Origin of the sequence: Herbaspirillum autotrophicum, from assembly GCF_001189915.1 — a bacterium.
Lineage (GTDB): Bacteria > Pseudomonadota > Gammaproteobacteria > Burkholderiales > Burkholderiaceae_D > Herbaspirillum > Herbaspirillum autotrophicum.
Genome location: NZ_LFLS01000015.1, coordinates 95,772 through 113,683 on the forward strand (window position 1 = coordinate 95,772; position 17,912 = coordinate 113,683).

Here is a 17,912-nt window from a genome sequence, read left to right on the forward strand (position 1 = left end):
GTCCGGTTCCTTTGCACAGGTGAGTGAAATGATGGATGGGGTTACTTTACACCGCCCAGCAGCCGCAACCGAATGCCCCCCAAAAGCCCTGGGCATCGCTGGTCGGAATGGTGCGGCCGACGGTGGCGCCATGCTGGTGTCCGTGCACCGCGCAGGCCTTGCTGCATGCACATTGCGCCGCCATGCGCGCGGCATTGGTCTGACCCTGGCTGCGCTCCTGATAACCGCCAAAGCGTTTTACCGGCGACCACGCCGGCAATACCGGCGGCAGCGGTGGCGCCAGATCGGAAAAATCGCCGTTGCCGTGCACAATCTTCCCGCCCAGCAATGTCAATACCGAGGCCAGATGCGGGATATCGCTTTCGGCCACCTTGAAGTAATCGTCGCTCAATACCGCCAGATCGGCCAGCTCACCGACCACGATCCGCCCCTTCTTGCCCTGTTCATTGGAAAACCAGGTGTTGGCTTCGGTCCATAAGCGCAATGCCTGTTCGCGGCTCAGCCGATTGGCGGGTGGATAAAGCAGGGTGCCGCCGACGGTTTTACCCGTTACCAGCCAGGCCAGCGATACCCATGGGTTGTAGCTGGCAACCCGGGTGGCGTCGGTGCCGGCGCCGACCGCTACGCCCGCCGCCAGCATGCGCGCAATCGGCGGCGTGGCCTCTGCCTGCGACTGGCCGTAGCGGTCAATGAAGTATTCACCCTGAAATGCCATGCGATGCTGAACTGCAATACCGCCACCGAGCGCGGCAATGCGCTCGATGTTTTTCTGGCTGATGGTTTCGGCATGATCGAAGAACCAATGCAGGCCGTCGAACGGAATATCGCGGTTCACCTTTTCAAATACATTCAGCGCGCGCGTGATGGTTTCATCGTAGGTGGCATGCAGACGCCATGGCCAGCGATGTTCGGCCAGCAAGCGAATCACCCGTTCCAGATCGGCTTCCATGTTGGCCGGCAACTCCGGGCGTGGTTCGCGAAAATCTTCAAAGTCGGCGGCCGAGTACACCAGCATTTCACCGGCACCGTTGAGTCGATAGGAATCGTCGCCCTGACGGGGTTTCACGGTGGCGATCCAGCGCGCGAAATCATCGGCTTCACCACCGGGTTTCTGGGTGAACAGGTTATAGGCGATGCGCAGCGTCAGGTCGCCATCGGCATGCAGCTTTTCAATGATTTCGTAATCGTCGGGATAGTTTTGAAAACCACCGCCGGCGTCCACCACACTGGTAATGCCGAGACCGTTCAATTCGCGCATGAAGTGGCGGGTGGAACTGAGTTGTTGTTCGGGCGGCAGTTTGGGACCTTTGGCCAGGGTGGCATACAGCACGGTGGCATTGGGTCGCGCCAGCAGCAGGCCGGTCGGATCACCGGCACCATCGCGCACGATTTCACCGCCGGGCGGGTTGGGCGTGTCCGGTGCCGCCGCATTCAGTTCATCGATGGTCGGCAAGCGCTTTTCTGCGAATTGATGTTCGGTAAAGCCGCCCACCACGCGCACCCATTGCGGCGATGGCGTGACCTGCGCCTGCCGGCGCAACATGTCCATGGCATCGGCCAGCGAGGGTACGCCATCCCAGCGCAATTCCATGTTGTAGTTGAGGCCGCCGCGGATGACGTGAATATGGCTGTCGATCAAACCGGGAATCACGCGGCGGCCGCGCAAATCGATGACCCGGGTTTGTGTGCCGCGGGTCGGCATGATGTCTTTCTCGTCGCCCACTGCGCTGAAGCGGCCGCCGCTGATGGCAACTGCCTGCGGATCAGGGTGGGTCGGATCGAGCGTGGTAAAGCGGCCATTGGTCAGAATCAGGTCGGGATGCATGATGGGCAATTCCTTGCGAGGTCAATGATGATCGGATGGCGGTGTGGCGCTGATGACGGTGGCCGGCTGCTGCGGATGCAGATGATCGCGCACCATCGATACCGCATGTTCGCCGGCCACCATGCCCAAGAGGCCGAGCAGTGCGATGATCGGCGGTGCGGGCGAGCGGATTGGCAGCAACCCGTACAGCAGGCCGACGCCGAGACCCACCGCCAGTGACAGAATGTAGTTCATCTTGACTCCCTAAACTTGTGTTTAATGGAAGATAGTCCCATTCATAACGAGCTGCAATGGCCATGGTTATAAGATAAGATTCCGTTTTTAGGAATCATGAAGCCATGGCAGACCAAATCAGTGACCTCAAGCTGTTGACCCAATTGGTGGCGGCCGGCAGCTTGTCGAAAGCGGCAGTTCATCTGGATAGTTCGTTGCCCGCCGTCAGTCGCCGTCTGGCAGCGATGGAAGCCCGACTCGGGGTGCGCCTGGTGGAGCGCCACGCGCGGCGCTTTGCACTGACCGAAGAAGGCGTGTTGTTGCACGCGCGCGCCTTGCACATCGTGCGTGATGTGGAGGAGGCTGAAGCCGAGGCCTCGGCGCAAGGCGACATGGTGGGCGGTTTGTTGCGGGTCGGTGCGCCGTCGGAACTGGGGCGGCGGGTGATTGCGCCATTGCTGGCGCAATTCCGTGACCGCTGCCCGAAGCTGGAGGTGATACTGGTGTTGTCGGATATCGGCCTCGATCCGGTTGACGACGAACTTGATCTGGTCTTGCGCAACGGCATGCCGGGCGGCGCTACGGCGGTGGTGCGCAAAATCCTGAGCAGTCGTCGCGTGGTGTGCGCAACGCCGGCTTATCTGGAACAGCACGGCATGCCGCAAACGCCGGATGATTTATTGCTGCATGACTGTATCCGGCTGGTGCGTGGCCGCCGTCTGTTCAATCAGTGGCCGTTCATGGAGCATGGCAAGCGGCGCACGGTGCAGGTCCGCGGCAGCCTGTCGAGTACCAGCGGCGAAGCGCTGCATGACTGGATTCTGGCTGACAAGGGCCTGGGGCTGAAAGCCTTGTGGGATGTGCAAGCCGATCTCGACAGCGGCTTGCTGATCGAATGCCTGCGCGATTTCTGGTGCGATGAAATCGCACTGTATGCCTGCTTCCCCGGTCATGCCCATATGCCGCGCCGGGTGCGTGCGTTTGCCGATTTTCTGATGGAGGCCCTGGCGCCGCAGGCGGCGACGCCAGCCGCGGCGTCGCGCTCCTGAAGTCATCTTCAACATTGCAGATTTGTCATGCCGGCGTCATCCCCGTGTGCGCGGTTGCTTCCCATAATGTGCTCAGTCAATCACGCAAACGGGAGCACGCGATGGGAATAGTTGAACGCTTGTTGGGCGGTCGTCATGGCGGCGGTCACGGCAGCGGATATGGGGGCAGTCACGGCGGCAGCCATGGCAAGCATTACCGCAATGATCGGGCGCTGCCATCTGATAATCAGTGGGGGCGCGCACCGGTAACGGCGCCGGCGGTAACATTGATTGCTTGTACTGCATGCGGTGCCGGCAGCGAGGCCGGTTCCCGTTTTTGCGCGCAATGCGGTGCGGCGCTGACACCATCCGCCTGTGCTGGTTGTGGCAGCGCGCTGGTAAATGGCGTCAGGTTTTGCAGCCAGTGCGGCAAGGCGCGTTGAACCGGTGTTTCACGCGGCTGACTTTTTGGTGCTCTTGCGTTTGGCAGCCGGCGTGGTTGCCGGCGAGCTTTCCAGCGCATCGGTCAGCGTGCGCGCCAGCTTGATCACGCGTTGCGGATCGACGTCCAGTGTCGCCATCAGAAACTCAATGATTTCGGAACGCGGATTGGCCAGTGTCGGTTCGATCATCATGACTGCGGCCGACACTGCCAGCGCCCGTTCGCGGCTGGCCTGATCGGGCAGCATCTGCTGCAACGCATTCAAGGCTTCGACCGGCGCCACCGCAGTAATGCGCCCTTGTTCTTTCAATAATTGCACCCAGTTGGTATCGGCTTTGACGCTGGCGTGCATATTGGGCAGTTGCGCCAGCAATCGTGCCAGCCGCAGGCTGCGTCGTTCAAATGCACCGATGGAAATCATGCCGGCCAGCACGATGCGGCATACCGCCTCGGCAAAGCCGCCGGCGGCGATCTGGTCCAGTGCCTGTGCGCGGAAGTTGTCCAACTCGCGCAGCGCGCGGGCATGGGCGATATCGGCATCGGGGGTATCCGGTGCGAACCAGGCGCCCAGGCCTTGCGGGCCGAAGACCTGGCGGGTGGTGCGCACGGTCTTGGCATCACGACGGTCGCGATAGTCATTCAGGTTGTCGGTGATCTGCGCCGCCATTTTTTGTTCCAGTTGTCGCAACGGATGATCAGCGGCCAGTTGCACGCGGTTGGCGCGCGCCTGTTGTGCCTGCTGGCGAATGAAGGGCGCCAGCGGGAAGGTGTCGGAAAACAACTGGCGCTGCATGCGCAGCGGATTGAACTTGCCCATGGCATCGGCCAGCGGTCGTTGCGCCATCATTTTCACCCACGGCCGCATCCATGTTTTATACATGTTGGCGTTGAATTCCGAGACCTTGCTGATGGTGGAAAAAATTGTTTCTTCTTCGCGCCCTTCCGGATTGAGTGCGCGAATGTCGTTCATGGTGCGGTATTGATAATGCACCGTGTAATCACCCGGTTCGAGTTGTTCCCAGCGTTGGCCTTCCTTGCCGGCCTTGGCTTCCAGTTTCATTTCATACAGACCGGGCGGCAGGCTTTCGATCACATCGAGTGAGGTCACCAGTTGGTCATGCTCCTTGAGCGCAATCGCGCCGCCGACAAAAATGCCGAGATGGCCGACGCTTTCATGCAGCACATAAATGATGGTGCGACCGGCGGCAGCGATGGCGCGTTCATCGCCCCAGGTATCGATGATCCAGTTGAGTGCCTGAGGCGGCGGGGTGATGTTGTCGCCCCATGAAGCAAACACCACGATCGGCGCTGTGATGTTGCGCAAGTCGATGGCGCGCTCACCTGCCATCATGGTGCCGCGCGCCAGCCGGTTGCCGACGAACAGATTTTCCACAATCGATTCGATTTCGCTGCCGGTCATACGGAAGTAGCCACCCCACCAGCGTTCGAATTCGAGAAAGCGCTCAGCTTCGGTATCGATGCCGGACCACAGGTTGTAATACTTGTTCCACCAGGTGTTGGCAGGATTGAGTTTTTCGAAATTTTCCACCAGATGCACGCCGTCGAAACGGTCGGCGCCAAGATCGCCGGTGAACGAGGCCAGCCATGAGCCGCCGAGCGAGGCACCGGCATAACGCATGGGATTGAGCGTGGAGCTGCCGGCCCAGTAAGACACTGGCGCGCCGACGATCATCAGCGGTCCGAACAAGTCGGGATGCAAGGCGTTGAGCGCCATCATCGCCCAGCCGGCCTGGCAATTGCCGATCACCACCGGTTTCGCCTGGCATTGCGGATGACGCGCAATCACTTCCTGCATGAAGCGCGCTTCGGCTTGCATCACCGTCACCAGTGTCTGATTTTCCTCCGGCTCCGGACGGAAGGTGACAAAGTACACGGTATGACCGGCGCGCATCGCCATGCCCACTTCAGAGTCGAACTTGAAGCCGCCGATGCCGGGGCCGTGGCCGGCGCGCGGATCGATCACCACCACCGGTCGCGCTGCGGGTTTGACCGGCATATCGGCCGGTGGTGTCAGACGCAGCAACGCGTAGTTGCAGGGTTGGGGCAAGTCGTGCCCGTCCAGTACGACCTCATGGTCGAACTTCAGCAGTGGCGGCGTGCCCTGGTCCAAGTGATCGATGTAGTTGTTGCCGCGATCGAGCAGGGTATCGAGAAACAGGAAGGTGCGTTGCAGCGCATCGGCCAGGTAAGCATTGACATCGTTGCCTGGCTGTGGCTTGCCGGCATTCGGGGGCGGGCCGGATTTCGGCGTTGTTGTTTTACGTGTTGCCATGACTGCACTCCTTGCAAGGCGCTGCTCTATCCGGCTGAGTCCGCGGGGGGACCATCATTGTGTTGCCGGCGCTGAATTTTTATAAGTTCGCTGCGCCGGCTGCATTCTTTTTATCTGTTACGGGATATCTTACGATGTATTCGTGAAAAAAATCGTGGCTTCTCTGCGACAATCAATATCACTGTTCCTGTTCGCCAACCAAAGGATGCTGCCATGAAGCTGGAAAGTCTGATCGATCAGCCGGGAAAATTGCCGGTGATTCCGAAAGTTGTGCAAAAGCTAATGGAGAGTTTTGGCAACGACAATATTTCGGCCACCGACATTGCCCAGCAGATCGCAGCCGATCCGGCCCTCAGCGCCAAGTTGTTGCGCCTGGCGAACTCGGCCTACTTTCATGTCTCGCGCACGGTCGGCACGGTGGATGATGCCTTGCGCATGCTGGGTTTCGTGATGGTGCGCAATCTGGTGCTCGGCAACGGCATGGCGAAAGCATTTCCCAAAGTGCCCGGTATCGATTTGCCGCAATTCTGGCGCTACAACCTGTACACCGCTTGTACTGCGCGCTGGCTGGCGAATGAGGCCGGCCAGGCAGGGGTGTCGGGCGATACCGTATTCACGCTGGGCATGATGCATGGCATCGGGCAATTGCAGATACACGTGGTCATGCCTTACGCGATGCCGGCGATCAAGCCGCAGGTGCATGTGCTGGCGGCAGAGCGTGCCGCGCTGGAAACGCGCGAGTTCGGTTTCCATTACGCCGACGTATCGGCGGAGCTGGCGCAATTATGGAATTTTCCGGCGCCGCTGGTCAGTGCCTTGCGGCGCATCCCGGCGCCGTTGGCCGCCGGAGACTTTTCTGCGGCGGCAGCGCTGGTGCATCTGGCGGCGTGGCGGGCGCGGTCGGAAGTACTGGAAATGAGCGCCGATGAGATCGCCGCCGGTTATCCGCTGGCGGTGGCGCAGCGTCTGGAAATTGAAGGGGATTGGGCCGAGCGGATGCCGGCGTTGCCGGAACTGACGGCAGGTCTGGCGGAAATGCTGGAGTGAAGCAGGCTGATCCGGCGCAGGGCCGGATCAGCGGCGAATCATTTACACCGGCAATTTATGCCAGTACCTGCGTGAGCCACTTGCCGATGGCATCCACTTCTTCGGCGCAGACCGAGTGTTGCATCGGATATTCGGTCCATTCGATCTGATAGCCGAGATCGCGCAGGATGTCGCGCGACTTTTCTGCACGTTCGATCACCACTACCGGGTCCATGCGGCCATGCGCCATGAAAATCGGCGTCTGCTGATTGGCGGCACTGCGTTCGGCCGGTACAGTTTCGCGCAATGGCAGGTAGCCCGACAGGCACATCAGGCCCGCCAGTTTTTCCGGATAACGCAAACCGGTTTGCAGTGTCATTGCGCAACCCTGGGAAAAACCTGCCAGCACGATACGGTCGGCGCTGATGCCGCGCGCCTTTTCGGCTTCGATCAATGCGTCGATTTGCAATTGCGATGCCCGCAGGCCGGCTTCATCTTCGCGTCGCACCAGATCCTGTTCCAGAATGTCGTACCAGGCGCGCATGACATAGCCGCCATTGATGGTCACCGGCATCGTCGGCGCCGTCGGGAAAACGAAACGGATGGCGGGGCAGCCGCTCAAGTCCAGTTCCCGCACGATGGGGACGAAATCAGAGCCGTCGGCGCCGAGGCCATGCAGCCAGATCACGGCGGCGGTCGGATTGGGGGCGGATTCGATTTGGATGGTGTCGAGCAGCTTGGTCATGGGCGTAGGGAAAAGAAAAAGCGAAAAAATTTATTTGGTGCGGATGGCCGATTTGGGACGAAACGCCTTGCAGACGCCATCGTTGGTCTCGATGTACGGGCCGCCGATCAGATCGATGCAGTAGGGCACGGCAGCAAAGATGCCGGCCACCAGTTGTTTGCCGTCGGCATCCTTCAAGCCTTCGAGGGTTTCCTTGATGGCTTTGGGTTGACCCGGCAGGTTCATGATCAGTGCCGCATGATTTGCGGTTTCACGGATCACGGCGACTTGCCGCGACAGAATCGCGGTCGGCACGAATTTCAGGCTGATCTGGCGCATTTGCTCGCCGAAGCCCGGCATTTCCTTGCTGGCGACGGCCAGCGTGGCTTCCGGCGTGACATCGCGGCGTGCCGGACCGGTGCCGCCGGTCGTCAGGATCAGATCGCAAGCGGCCTGATCGCACAATTCGATCAGGGTTTGCTCGATCTGCGCGCGGTCATCGGGAATCAAGCGCGTTTCCATCTGCCACGGGCTGCTCAGTGCGGCGCCAAACCAGGCCTGCAACGCCGGAATGCCCTGATCTTCATACACGCCGGCGGTGGCGCGGTCGGAAATCGAGACCAGGCCAATGCGCAGCATCTCGGTATCAGTCTTCGTGTTGCTCGTCATCTTCGTCGTCGTGTTCTTTATCTTCGGCTGCTGCAGCGCGCGATTCGCCCTGCAATTGCTTGAGGATCTGGAAAATTTCGCGATATGCCTTGGGAGGTTTGTTTTCTGCCTGTTCCTTGCGGGCATTGCGAATCAGCGTGCGCAGATGCTGCACGTCGAGGGTCGGATGCTGGCCCAGCAAGGCAGTCAGCGCAGCGTCGTCTTTCAACAATTTTTCGCGGCGGCGTTCCAGTGCATGCATCGAGGCGGTGTCGGATTTCGACAGACCGCGCCAGCTGTCCAGGGTTTTCTGGATCGCCGCGAGTTCGTCTTCGTCGAGCGTGCGCATTTTCTTGCCGACATATTGCAGTTGGCGGCGACGACCTTCGTGGTCCTTGATTTGCTGGCATTCGAGAATGGCGTCGCGCACGTCTTCCGGCATCGGCACGCGCTTGACGCGGTCACGCGGTTCGGCCACCAGTTCGGCGCCGAGCTTTTGCAGCGAAGTCATTTCGCGCTTGAGCTGCGACTTCGACGGACGGTCGTATTCTTGTTCAAATTCGTTGGATTGAAATCCACATGAGCCGCGATTGGGATTTGGCATGATAGTAGGGGCGGTTAGGGCTGCTGTATTGAGCGGCTGTATAAGCTGCTGTAGTAAACACCGCTGTCTGGAGCGGTTGTGTTGAAACTGGATTGCCACGGTATGTGTGGCGGTAAATGTAACGGTAAACAGGCCGATATGTGATATCAGACCCGAATAATGCTAAACGACTGCTATCATAACCGTTTTACACGCATTCCGACGAAAACAGGCTCATGAGCGATACCGTATTTACCCATAGTCAAGACCAATTGAAGCAACTGGCACAGGATGTTCTGTCGTATGCCCGGCAAAAGGGCGCCTCCGATGCCGCAGTGGATATCAGCGAGGGTAGCGGTTTGTCGGTGGCAGTACGCAAAGGCCAGATCGAGACCATCGAACAGAACAAGGACAAGGGCATTGGCGTCACTGTCTATCTGGGAGAGGGCCGCAATGTGCGGCGCGGCAATGCCAGCACTTCCGATTTCTCGCAGCAGGCGCTCAAGGAAACGGTCGAGGCGGCTTACAACATTGCACGCTTTACCGCGATTGACGACTGCGCCGGCTTGCCGGACGTCGACAATCTGGAAATGCACCCGCGCGATCTCAAATTGTGTACGCCGTGGCTGATTTCAGCCGAAGAAGCTGTGGCACTGGCGCAACGTTGCGAAGCGGCAGCGCTGGCAGTGGACAAGCGCATCACCAATAGCGAAGGTGCCAGTGTTTATGCGCAGCAATCGCATTTCGTGGCCGCCAATTCGCGCGGTTTCGTCGGCGGCTACCCGTTTTCACGTCACACCATTTCGGTGGCGCCGATTGCCGGCAAGGGTGCCAACATGCAGCGCGACGACTGGTATTCGTCGATGCGCGACCCCAAACAACTGGCCAGGCCGGAAGCCATCGGCCGCTATGCTGCCGAACGCGCGCTGGCCCGTCTGAACGCTTGCAAGCTCACGACCCGCAAGTGTCCGGTCTTGTTTGAAGCGCCGCTGGCTGCCGGCTTGCTGGGTGCTTTCGTGCAGGCGGTATCGGGTGGCGCGCTGTATCGCAAATCGACTTTCTTGCTGGATTCACTCGGCCAGCAGGTATTTCCCGATCATATTCAGGTGCGCGAAGATCCGCACGTGATCGGCGGTGTCGGTTCGGCGCCGTTCGATGAAGAAGGCGTCAAGACGCGGCAACGCGATGTGGTCAGCGACGGCGTGGTGCAGGGTTACTTCCTGTCGACCTATTCGGCGCGCAAGCTGGGCATGGAAACCACCGGCAATTCGGGTGGTTCGCACAATCTGTCGCTGACCTCGTCGCTGACTACTGCCGCCGATACCTTCAAGGGCATGCTCAAGAAAATGGATACCGGCCTGCTGGTGACCGAATTGATGGGACAGGGCGTGAACTACGTGACCGGCGATTATTCGCGTGGCGCCTCGGGTTATTGGGTCGAGAAGGGCGTGATTCAGTATCCGGTGGAAGAAATCACCATCGCCGGCAACATGAAGGAAATGCTGCGCCAGATCGTTGCCATCGGCAATGACACGCTGATTCGCGGCACCAAGGAAACCGGCTCGATCTTGCTGGAAAACATGACGATTGCCGGCGACTGAGCCGACTCGATGTAGTTTTCCGGCAGCCCGCGGTTCCGGGTTACACAACAACACGCAACGCCGTCCGGCGCGGCGTGTTTTTTTATGCGTGCACAGCAGGTCCGGCGATTGAAGGTCGCTCCCGGGTTGTTGTTCAGGATGCGCTGAAGCCGCCATCGGCCGCCAAGACATGCCCCACAATGTACGACGCTTCATCTGACGCCAGCCACACCACGGCCTCGGCCACCTCTTCCGGTTTGCCCATGCGTCGCAATGGCAAAGCCGCCGCCACTGCCGAGATATCGGCGATGCCCGAGGCCAGCATCATGTCGGTCACGACGCGCCCCGGCGCCACCGCATTGATGCGAATGCCGCGCGGTGCGCATTCCATGGCGGCCGACCGCATCAAGGAAATCACGGCGGCCTTGGAGGCGGAGTAAAGCGACAGGCCTGGATTGGGATTGCGCAAGCCGCTGACCGAAGCATTGATCACGATGCGGCCTGTGCCTTGGGCGGCCATCACTGGCACCTGATGCTTCAGGCACAGGAAAACCGAGCGCACATTGGCATTGAATACCTGGTCGTACACGCTGCTGTCCTGTTCCTCGACCGCTGCCCGCCGCTCCTGAAAACCGGCGTTGTTGAACGTCACGTCCAGCGCGCCGAAGCGGGTCACGGTGGTTTGGACCAGCCGGGCCACCTGCTCTTCCTGCGTGACATCGGTTGCCACAAACAAGGATTGTGCGCCCAAGGCCTGGCATTCGGCAGCCACCTCCTGCCCCTCCGCTGCGCGCCGACCGGCGATCACGACCGCGGCGGCGCCTTCGCGCGCCATCAGGATCGCGGTAGCACGACCAATGCCGCTGTTGCCGCCGGTGACCAGTCCGATGCGCCCGGCCATGCGACTACGTCCGGTATTCAGTTCATGTTGCTGTTTCAGTGGCTGCATGTGGGTGCTCTCCATTGTCAACATCATCGGGACTATTGGTTGTATGATACAACTTAATATCAACAGGGGAAGAAAAATGTTCGATTGCGATCCTGAGCTGGTTGAAAGTATTCGTGCGGCTTCGCGCCAGATGGTGCGCGAGCTTGGCTTCATGCAGGCGACGCTGGCGGCAACTGATTACCCACCGTCAGCAGTCCACGCCATTATGGAAATTGGCAGCCGCCAGTCATTGACAGCAGTGCAACTGGCCGAGGTGTTGTGTCTGGAAAAATCCAGTGTCAGCCGCATGGTGCGCAAGCTGATCGAGGGCGGTGAGCTGAAGGAAGCGCCAAGTGCCACCGATGCCCGCGCCAAAGTGCTGACCTTGACTGCCAAGGGACGGCATACGCTGGCGTCGATCAACGCGTTTGGCCGGCATCAGGTGACGACTGCACTGGCGCAGTTGCCGCAAGTTGAACAACAGGTCGTGGGGCAAGGACTGGGCGCCTATTCCCGGGCCCTCGAAGCACACCGGCTCGGCACGCCGTTCAACCCGGTGGAGTCGGTCGAGGTACGACGAGGCTACCAGCCGGGTGTCGTCGGGCGCGTAACCGAGATGCATGCGAATTTCTATGCTCGCAGCGTCGGCTTCGGGCAATTTTTCGAAAGCCTGGTGGCGACAGGCATGGCGGAGTTTGTCGCGCGGCTGGCGAATCCGAAAAATGGTATCTGGGTGGCAACGCAGTCGGGACGGATCGTGGGCGCGGTTGCCATCGACGGTGAGGACTTGGGAAATGATACGGCCCACTTGCGTTGGTTCATCGTGGATGATGGCATGCGCGGTGCAGGTGTCGGCCACAAGTTGCTGAGCGCGGCGTTGGCTTTTTGTGACGGGCAAGGGTTTGCTGCGACTCGTTTGTGGACCTTCCGGGGATTGGACGCGGCGCGCCGGCTCTACGAAAACGCCGGGTTTGTGTTGCACGACGAACGCGCCGGCCAACAGTGGGGCAGCGAGGTTGTCGAGCAATGCTTCGAGCGCCAGCGACCGCCGGTCCAGACGAAAATTTCTGCGGAGAAATCAAGCGCTGCGAATGGCGCCGGCAAATCGAACTGACTGTTGGTAGAATCATGGCTTCGGCGCAACGCCTTTCAGCACCCACCATGTCACTGCATACCGATTCCGCTCACTCCAGCGGTCAAGTTCTTCCGTTTCGCGCTTCTCTCATGGCCACGCTCGGCATCTGTTTCGTCATCATGCTGGTGGCGCTGGATCAGACCATTGTCGGCACCGCCTTGCCAACCATTGTGGCGGAGCTCAAAGGGTTTGATCTGTATGCCTGGGTGGCGACATCCTACTTGCTGACTTCTGTGATCACGGTGCCGATCTTTGGCCGCCTCGGTGATTTTTACGGTCGCAAGCCATTCCTGATCGCATCGATCATTATCTTTGTTGCAGCCTCGGTCTTGTGCGGTTTGTCCAACAGCATGCTGATGTTGGTGCTGGCGCGCGGGTTGCAGGGGATCGGCGGCGGCATGCTGGTCGGCACTGCCTTCGCCTCGGTGGCCGATCTGTTTCCCGATGCGCATGTGCGCCTGCGCTGGCAAATCATTCTCAGTGCGGCATTTGGCATTGCCACGTCGGTGGGGCCCTCGCTCGGTGGTTTCCTGACACAGTCGCTGGGCTGGCGCTGGGTGTTCTATGTCAATTTGCCGGTGGGCGCGTTGTCCTTGTTTTTTGCGTGGCGCTATGTGCCGCATATCCGCCATGTCGCCAGCACTGCCAAGATGCGGCTGGACTGGTTTGGCGCGGTCCTGATCACGCTGTCGCTGGGCAGCTTGCAATTGCTGGTGGAAATGTTGCCCAAGCGCGGATTGACCATGGCCATGCTGGGTTTGCTGGCATTTACCGTGGCTGCGTTTTACGGCTTGTGGAAATGGGAGCGGCATACCGAACAACCGATTCTGCCGTTTGAAATGGTGCGCGATCCGGCTTTGTCGAGTCTGTTCATCTTGTCGGTGCTGGCCGGTTTTTCGATGTTTTCGATGCTGATGTATGCGCCGCTGTTGTTCCAGGGTGGCTTCGGCATGTCGCCGCGCGAAGCCGGTTTGCTGATCACGCCGCTGGTGGCCTGTATTACCGTGGCCAGTATCGTCAATGGCCGGGTCGTCACCCGCATTCCCAATCCCAATATCATGATGACGGTCGGCTTTGTGCTGATTGCCTTGTCTTGTCTGGGCATCGTGTTGTCGCAGCGCGGCACCAGCACCAGCTTCATGCTGACGGCGATGTTGGCCGGCGGCTTCGGTCTGGGGCTGGTATTGCCGAACCTGACCGTGTTTGCGCAACAAGCGGCCAGCCGCGAACATCTGGGCATTGCCACTGCGTTGTTGCAGTCGCTGCGCATGATCGGCGGCATGCTGGGCACGGCGGTGACCGGTACGCTGGTCACGCACATGTATAGCAGCGGGGTAGAGAAGGCGCTGGAAAGCGATCACGCGGTGCAGTGGATGGCGGAATTCAAGGATCCGGAAATTCTGGTCAATCACGATATCCAGTCCACCCTGCTGAGCCAGATGCTGAGTGCCGGCCATAATGGTTCGGCCTTGCTTGACGCCGCGCGCGATGCGCTGGTGGGAGCGATTCATATGGGGATTGCGCTGGCCATCATCTCGGCGCTGGCAGGATTGTGGATGGTACGCAAAGTGCCGCTGATCAAGTTCGCCAGCAAGAAGGTCGAACCGGTGATGCCGGAATGATGCCGGCGGCAATCCGCGCCGGATTACCGTTCAACTCCCTCAGCTTGCTTTTCTTGATGTCGCCCGTGCCGGTTTGCGGGCGGTGATCCTGGTGCGCACGATATCGGGTTTGGCCGCTTCCGGTTCGGGCAGTGCGATCAGGTTGTCCAGCAGCGAATAAATCGACAGCAGACGTTCCTGGCCCAGCTCCTGTTCCAGCGCCGCATACTGCACCTCAATCGAATCACTGATATTGCTGACCAGTTCTTTGCTGCGTCCGGTCAGATCAACAAATACCTTGCGCTGATCGCTCGACAGCCGGTACCGCACAATCAGATCATCCCGCTCCATGCGATCCAGTACGCCGCTCAGACTCGGCGCCAGGATACATGACTCTTCCGCAATCTTGCCAGTCTCCAGTTCACCGAATTCATGCAGCACCCGGATCACGCGCCATTGCTGTTCGGTCAATCCGCGCTGTTTCAGCGCCTGCCGAAAATAGCGCATGACGGATTCGCGTGACTGCAGCAGCAGCATGGGGAGGTTGCGATGTTGGAATTTGTTGCTCATTTATGTTGGCTGCACAGGCCGGCAACTGACACTGCGGAAGAACGCTTGCAGTGCGGTAATTGCCCGCGATGGCTGGCTTCGCAATTTTGAAAAGGGTGCGGTGATTATACTTGACAGCGCTATTGAACATGTTACATTAATACTTAACATATTAATGAATATCTGAAGATGTTCTCGCCGCTGAGAAGAGAAACGCGATAAAACGCGTGCGCAGAAGGGTGGCGGGAACAACGAATGATTGCGTCGTCGTCCGACATCGTCCACGATGCCGGCTGATGCCGTATCAATAAGTGGTACTGATACGCGACATCAGCATGATTACGCACGAACTACAACAAAACAGGGCGTCGCCTGCGGCAGCCCGGTCAGAGGAGACATATGACTTGCCATGCCCGATCACGGCTGCCGGTTCCCGGCAGCTTCACTTTCAACGCAGTACTGCACGACTCTTCGCCCGGGGTGTAACGCGATGGATTTTTCTATATTCGCAATTTTGACGCAAGACGGCATCACCAATGGTGCCATCTATGCGCTGGTAGCGCTGGCACTGGTGCTGGTATTTGCCGTCACCAGAATCATCTTTTTGCCGCAAGGCGAGTTTGTTTCCTTTGGCGCGCTGACTTTGGTGTCGCTGCAAGCCGGCACCGTACCGGCCACCATCTGGTTGCTGGCGGCGATGGCGATCATGACCACGACGCTGGATCTGGTGGCGGCATTGCGTATCGGCCGCACCCGCGCGATTCCCAAAATGCTGCTGCTCAATCTGGTGCTGCCGCTGGCGATTGTGTTGCTGGTATGGTGGGCCACGCCGCGTCAATGGCCGTTGCTGGTGCAGGCGGCATTGTCGATTGCGGTGGTCACGCCGATGGGGCCGATGATTTATCGTCTCGCTTATCAGCGGCTGGCCAATGCCAAGGTACTGATCCTGCTGATCATCTCGGTCGGCGTGCATTTCATGATGACCGGCCTCGGTTTGCTGTTCTTCGGTCCGGAAGGGTCGCGCGTGACGCCGTATCTGGAAACCAGTTTTGAACTGGGGGCGATGCAGATCAGCGGGCAAAGCGTAGTGGTGATGGTGGTGTCGCTGATCCTGATTCTGGCGCTGGCGCTGTTCTTCAGCCGCACGCTTTACGGCAAGGCCTTGAAGGCCACTGCGATGAATCGCACCGGCGCACGTCTGATGGGTATCTCGACCACCATGGCCGGCAAGCTGTCGCTGTTCTTTGCCGCCTTCATCGGTTCGCTGTCGGGCATTCTGATCGTGCCGACTACCGCTATCTATTACGACTCGGGTTTCCTGATCGGCCTCAAAGGCTTCGTCGGCGCCATCCTCGGCGGTCTGGTCAGCTATCCGCTGGCAGCCATCGGCGCGGTGCTGGTCGGTCTGCTGGAATCATTTTCTTCATTCTGGGCTAGCGAATACAAGGAAGTCATCGTGTTCACCATCATCATTCCGGTTCTGTTGTGGCGCTCGATGACCACGTCTCACCACGGAGGGGACGAATAATGTTGAAGCGTCCTGGCATTATCATTCTGGCGCTGGCAGTCGCTTTGTTGCCGGTGCTTCCGGTGCCCAATTTCTGGGTCACGCAAGCCAACTATATCGGGCTCTACAGTATCGTTTGTATCGGTCTGGTATTGCTGACCGGGGTCGGCGGTCTGACCTCGTTCGGACAAGCGGCCTTCGTCGGTCTTGGCGCCTATGCCACCGGTTATCTGACCACGCAATTCGGTTTGTCCTCGTGGCTGGGTTTGCTGGCCGGGCTGGTCATCACCGGTATCTGCGCCTATGCGCTTGGCACCATCACGTTGCGCATGTCGGGCCATTATTTGCCGCTGGCGACGATTGCCTGGGGCCTGTCGCTGTACTTTTTGTTCGGCAATATGGAGTGGCTGGGCAAGTACGACGGCATCTCCGGCATCAGCCCGATTTCCCTGTTCGGCATATCGCTTGATACCGGCCGTTCAATTTATTATCTGATCTGGTTCTTTGCCCTGAGTGCGGTGTGGGTCTCGGTCAATCTGCTCAATTCGCGCCCCGGTCGCGCCATGCGCGCGCTCAAGGGCGGCACTGGCATGGCCGAGGCGATGGGTGTCAATACCGCACAATACAAGATCACGGTATTCGTGCTGGCCGCCTTGTTCGCAGCGATTTCGGGTTGGCTCTACGCCCACTTCCAACGCGCCGTCAATCCGACCCCGTTCGGTCTGAACATGGGTATCCAGTATTTGATGATGGCGGTGATCGGCGGTGCCGGGCATGTGTGGGGCGGTTTGCTGGGCGCACTGATCATGACGCTGCTGCAAGACAAGTTGCAAGTCTGGTTGCCGAGTCTGCTCGGTACCAACGGCAATATCGAAATCATTGTCTACGGCCTGATCCTGATTTTGATTCTGCAATATGCGCAGGAAGGTATCTGGCCGTTCGTGGTCAATATCTGGCGCCGCGTGATGCCGGCCAAAGCGCCGGCATCTGCGGCCAAAGCGGATACGGCGGGCGACGGCGCAGCGGTGCCGCTGTCCACCCGCAGCAAGCCGGATGCCGGTGCCGTGATTCTGGAAGTCGACAAGGCACGCAAAGAATTCGGCGGTCTGGTGGCGGTCAACGATGTCAGCTTCCAGTTGAAATCGGCTGACATCATCGGTCTGATCGGTCCCAACGGTGCCGGCAAGTCGACCATGTTCAATCTGATCAGCGGTGTGTTCGGTGTCACGCGCGGCAAGATCATGTTCAACGGCGAACCGATCGATCGTCTCGGTGCGCGTCAGATCGTGGCCCGTGGCTTGGGCCGTACTTTCCAGCACGTGCAATTGCTGCCGACCATGTCGGTGTTGGAAAACGTTGCCATCGGCGCTCATCTGCGTACCGGTCGCGGTCATCTGAAAAATGTGGCGGCCGCGATGTTCCGTCTCGACCGGGCGCAAGAGTGTGCCTTGTTGCAAGAAGCCGAACATCAGTTGCGTCGTGTCGGCCTCGGCGATTATCTGCATGTCGAAGCCGGTTCGCTGGCGCTCGGTCAGCAACGGATTCTGGAAATCGCCCGCGCTTTGTGCAGCGATCCGATCCTGCTGTTGCTGGATGAGCCGGCCGCTGGTTTGCGTTACAAGGAAAAGCAGGCGCTGGCAGATCTGTTGCGGCAATTGCGCGATGAAGGCATGAGCATTTTGCTGGTCGAGCACGATATGGATTTCGTGATGGAGCTGACCGATCATCTGGTGGTGATGGAATTCGGCACCAAGATTTCCGAAGGCACGCCAGAGCAGGTGCAAAACGATCCGGTGGTACTGGAAGCATACTTGGGTGGAGTGGATTGAC

Annotated in this window: 16 protein-coding genes; 8 read left to right on the plus strand and 8 right to left on the minus strand. The window is 59.4% G+C overall.

The genetic code is table 11. The features are described from left to right. Positions 1-46 precede the first annotated feature (46 nt). Both AKL27_RS13475 and AKL27_RS13480 read right to left on the minus strand, forming a co-directional pair. Positions 47-1,825 (minus strand): amidohydrolase, encoded by a 1,779-nt coding sequence (locus AKL27_RS13475; RefSeq protein WP_050463350.1) that lies wholly within the window; start codon positions 1,823-1,825, stop codon positions 47-49. Between the two features lie 21 nt (positions 1,826-1,846). Then, a complete protein-coding gene (locus AKL27_RS13480; protein WP_050463351.1) occupies positions 1,847-2,059 on the minus strand; it encodes a DUF1427 family protein in 213 nt (70 codons plus the stop codon). Between the two features lie 104 nt (positions 2,060-2,163). Here AKL27_RS13480 and AKL27_RS13485 point away from each other — a divergent pair, with 104 nt between their 5' ends. Both AKL27_RS13485 and AKL27_RS27180 read left to right on the plus strand, forming a co-directional pair. Beyond that, positions 2,164-3,087, plus strand: coding sequence for a LysR family transcriptional regulator (locus tag AKL27_RS13485; RefSeq protein WP_050463352.1), 924 nt, complete (start codon positions 2,164-2,166; stop codon positions 3,085-3,087). A gap of 101 nt (positions 3,088-3,188) precedes the next feature. Continuing rightward, on the plus strand, positions 3,189-3,509 hold the full coding sequence (locus AKL27_RS27180; protein WP_083439033.1) for a zinc ribbon domain-containing protein: 321 nt from the start codon (positions 3,189-3,191) through the stop codon (positions 3,507-3,509). Between the two features lie 9 nt (positions 3,510-3,518). On the opposite strand, the gene AKL27_RS13495 is transcribed toward AKL27_RS27180, so the two are convergent. Then, on the minus strand, positions 3,519-5,801 hold the full coding sequence (locus AKL27_RS13495; protein WP_050463354.1) for a DUF3141 domain-containing protein: 2,283 nt from the start codon (positions 5,799-5,801) through the stop codon (positions 3,519-3,521). A gap of 213 nt (positions 5,802-6,014) precedes the next feature. On the opposite strand from AKL27_RS13495, the gene AKL27_RS13500 reads away from it, so the two are divergent. Continuing rightward, on the plus strand, positions 6,015-6,848 hold the full coding sequence (locus AKL27_RS13500; RefSeq protein ID WP_050463355.1) for an HDOD domain-containing protein: 834 nt from the start codon (positions 6,015-6,017) through the stop codon (positions 6,846-6,848). 55 nt (positions 6,849-6,903) lie between these two features. Here the strand turns inward: AKL27_RS13500 and AKL27_RS13505 are convergent, their stop codons facing one another. Genes AKL27_RS13505 through yjgA form a run of 3 tightly spaced genes read right to left on the minus strand, consistent with a single transcriptional unit; the run spans position 6,904 to position 8,803 of the window. Further along, on the minus strand, positions 6,904-7,572 hold the full coding sequence (locus AKL27_RS13505) for an alpha/beta hydrolase (RefSeq protein WP_050463356.1): 669 nt from the start codon (positions 7,570-7,572) through the stop codon (positions 6,904-6,906). A gap of 30 nt (positions 7,573-7,602) precedes the next feature. Further along, complete coding sequence (gene mog, locus AKL27_RS13510; protein ID WP_050463357.1) at positions 7,603-8,220, minus strand: molybdopterin adenylyltransferase; 618 nt, start codon at positions 8,218-8,220, stop codon at positions 7,603-7,605. Next, complete coding sequence (yjgA, locus tag AKL27_RS13515; RefSeq protein ID WP_050463358.1) at positions 8,198-8,803, minus strand: ribosome biogenesis factor YjgA; 606 nt, start codon at positions 8,801-8,803, stop codon at positions 8,198-8,200. Before yjgA ends, mog begins: the two co-directional genes overlap by 23 nt. Before the next feature lie 215 nt (positions 8,804-9,018). On the opposite strand from yjgA, the gene pmbA reads away from it, so the two are divergent. Next, complete coding sequence (pmbA, locus tag AKL27_RS13520; RefSeq protein WP_050463359.1) at positions 9,019-10,383, plus strand: metalloprotease PmbA; 1,365 nt, start codon at positions 9,019-9,021, stop codon at positions 10,381-10,383. A 133-nt stretch (positions 10,384-10,516) separates the two neighbouring features. Here pmbA and AKL27_RS13525 read toward each other — a convergent pair whose 3' ends face one another. Further along, the gene (locus tag AKL27_RS13525; RefSeq protein WP_050463360.1) at positions 10,517-11,311 is read right to left on the minus strand and encodes an SDR family NAD(P)-dependent oxidoreductase; all 795 of its coding nucleotides are present in this window, start codon (positions 11,309-11,311) and stop codon (positions 10,517-10,519) included. Between the two features lie 76 nt (positions 11,312-11,387). On the opposite strand from AKL27_RS13525, the gene AKL27_RS13530 reads away from it, so the two are divergent. Both AKL27_RS13530 and AKL27_RS13535 read left to right on the plus strand, forming a co-directional pair. Next, positions 11,388-12,404, plus strand: a complete 1,017-nt coding sequence (locus AKL27_RS13530; RefSeq protein WP_050463361.1) for a bifunctional helix-turn-helix transcriptional regulator/GNAT family N-acetyltransferase — start codon at positions 11,388-11,390, stop codon at positions 12,402-12,404. Between the two features lie 47 nt (positions 12,405-12,451). Next, on the plus strand, positions 12,452-14,047 hold the full coding sequence (locus AKL27_RS13535) for an MDR family MFS transporter (RefSeq protein ID WP_050463393.1): 1,596 nt from the start codon (positions 12,452-12,454) through the stop codon (positions 14,045-14,047). 39 nt (positions 14,048-14,086) lie between these two features. Here the strand turns inward: AKL27_RS13535 and hpaR are convergent, their stop codons facing one another. Next, positions 14,087-14,596 (minus strand): homoprotocatechuate degradation operon regulator HpaR, encoded by a 510-nt coding sequence (gene hpaR, locus AKL27_RS13540; protein WP_050463362.1) that lies wholly within the window; start codon positions 14,594-14,596, stop codon positions 14,087-14,089. Between the two features lie 469 nt (positions 14,597-15,065). Here hpaR and AKL27_RS13545 point away from each other — a divergent pair, with 469 nt between their 5' ends. Continuing rightward, positions 15,066-16,103, plus strand: a complete 1,038-nt coding sequence (locus tag AKL27_RS13545) for a branched-chain amino acid ABC transporter permease (RefSeq protein ID WP_050463363.1) — start codon at positions 15,066-15,068, stop codon at positions 16,101-16,103. Beyond that, positions 16,103-17,911: a branched-chain amino acid ABC transporter ATP-binding protein/permease gene (locus AKL27_RS13550; protein WP_050463364.1), complete on the plus strand. Its 1,809-nt coding sequence runs from the start codon at positions 16,103-16,105 to the stop codon at positions 17,909-17,911. Before AKL27_RS13545 ends, AKL27_RS13550 begins: the two co-directional genes overlap by 1 nt. Position 17,912: the final 1 nt, after the last annotated feature.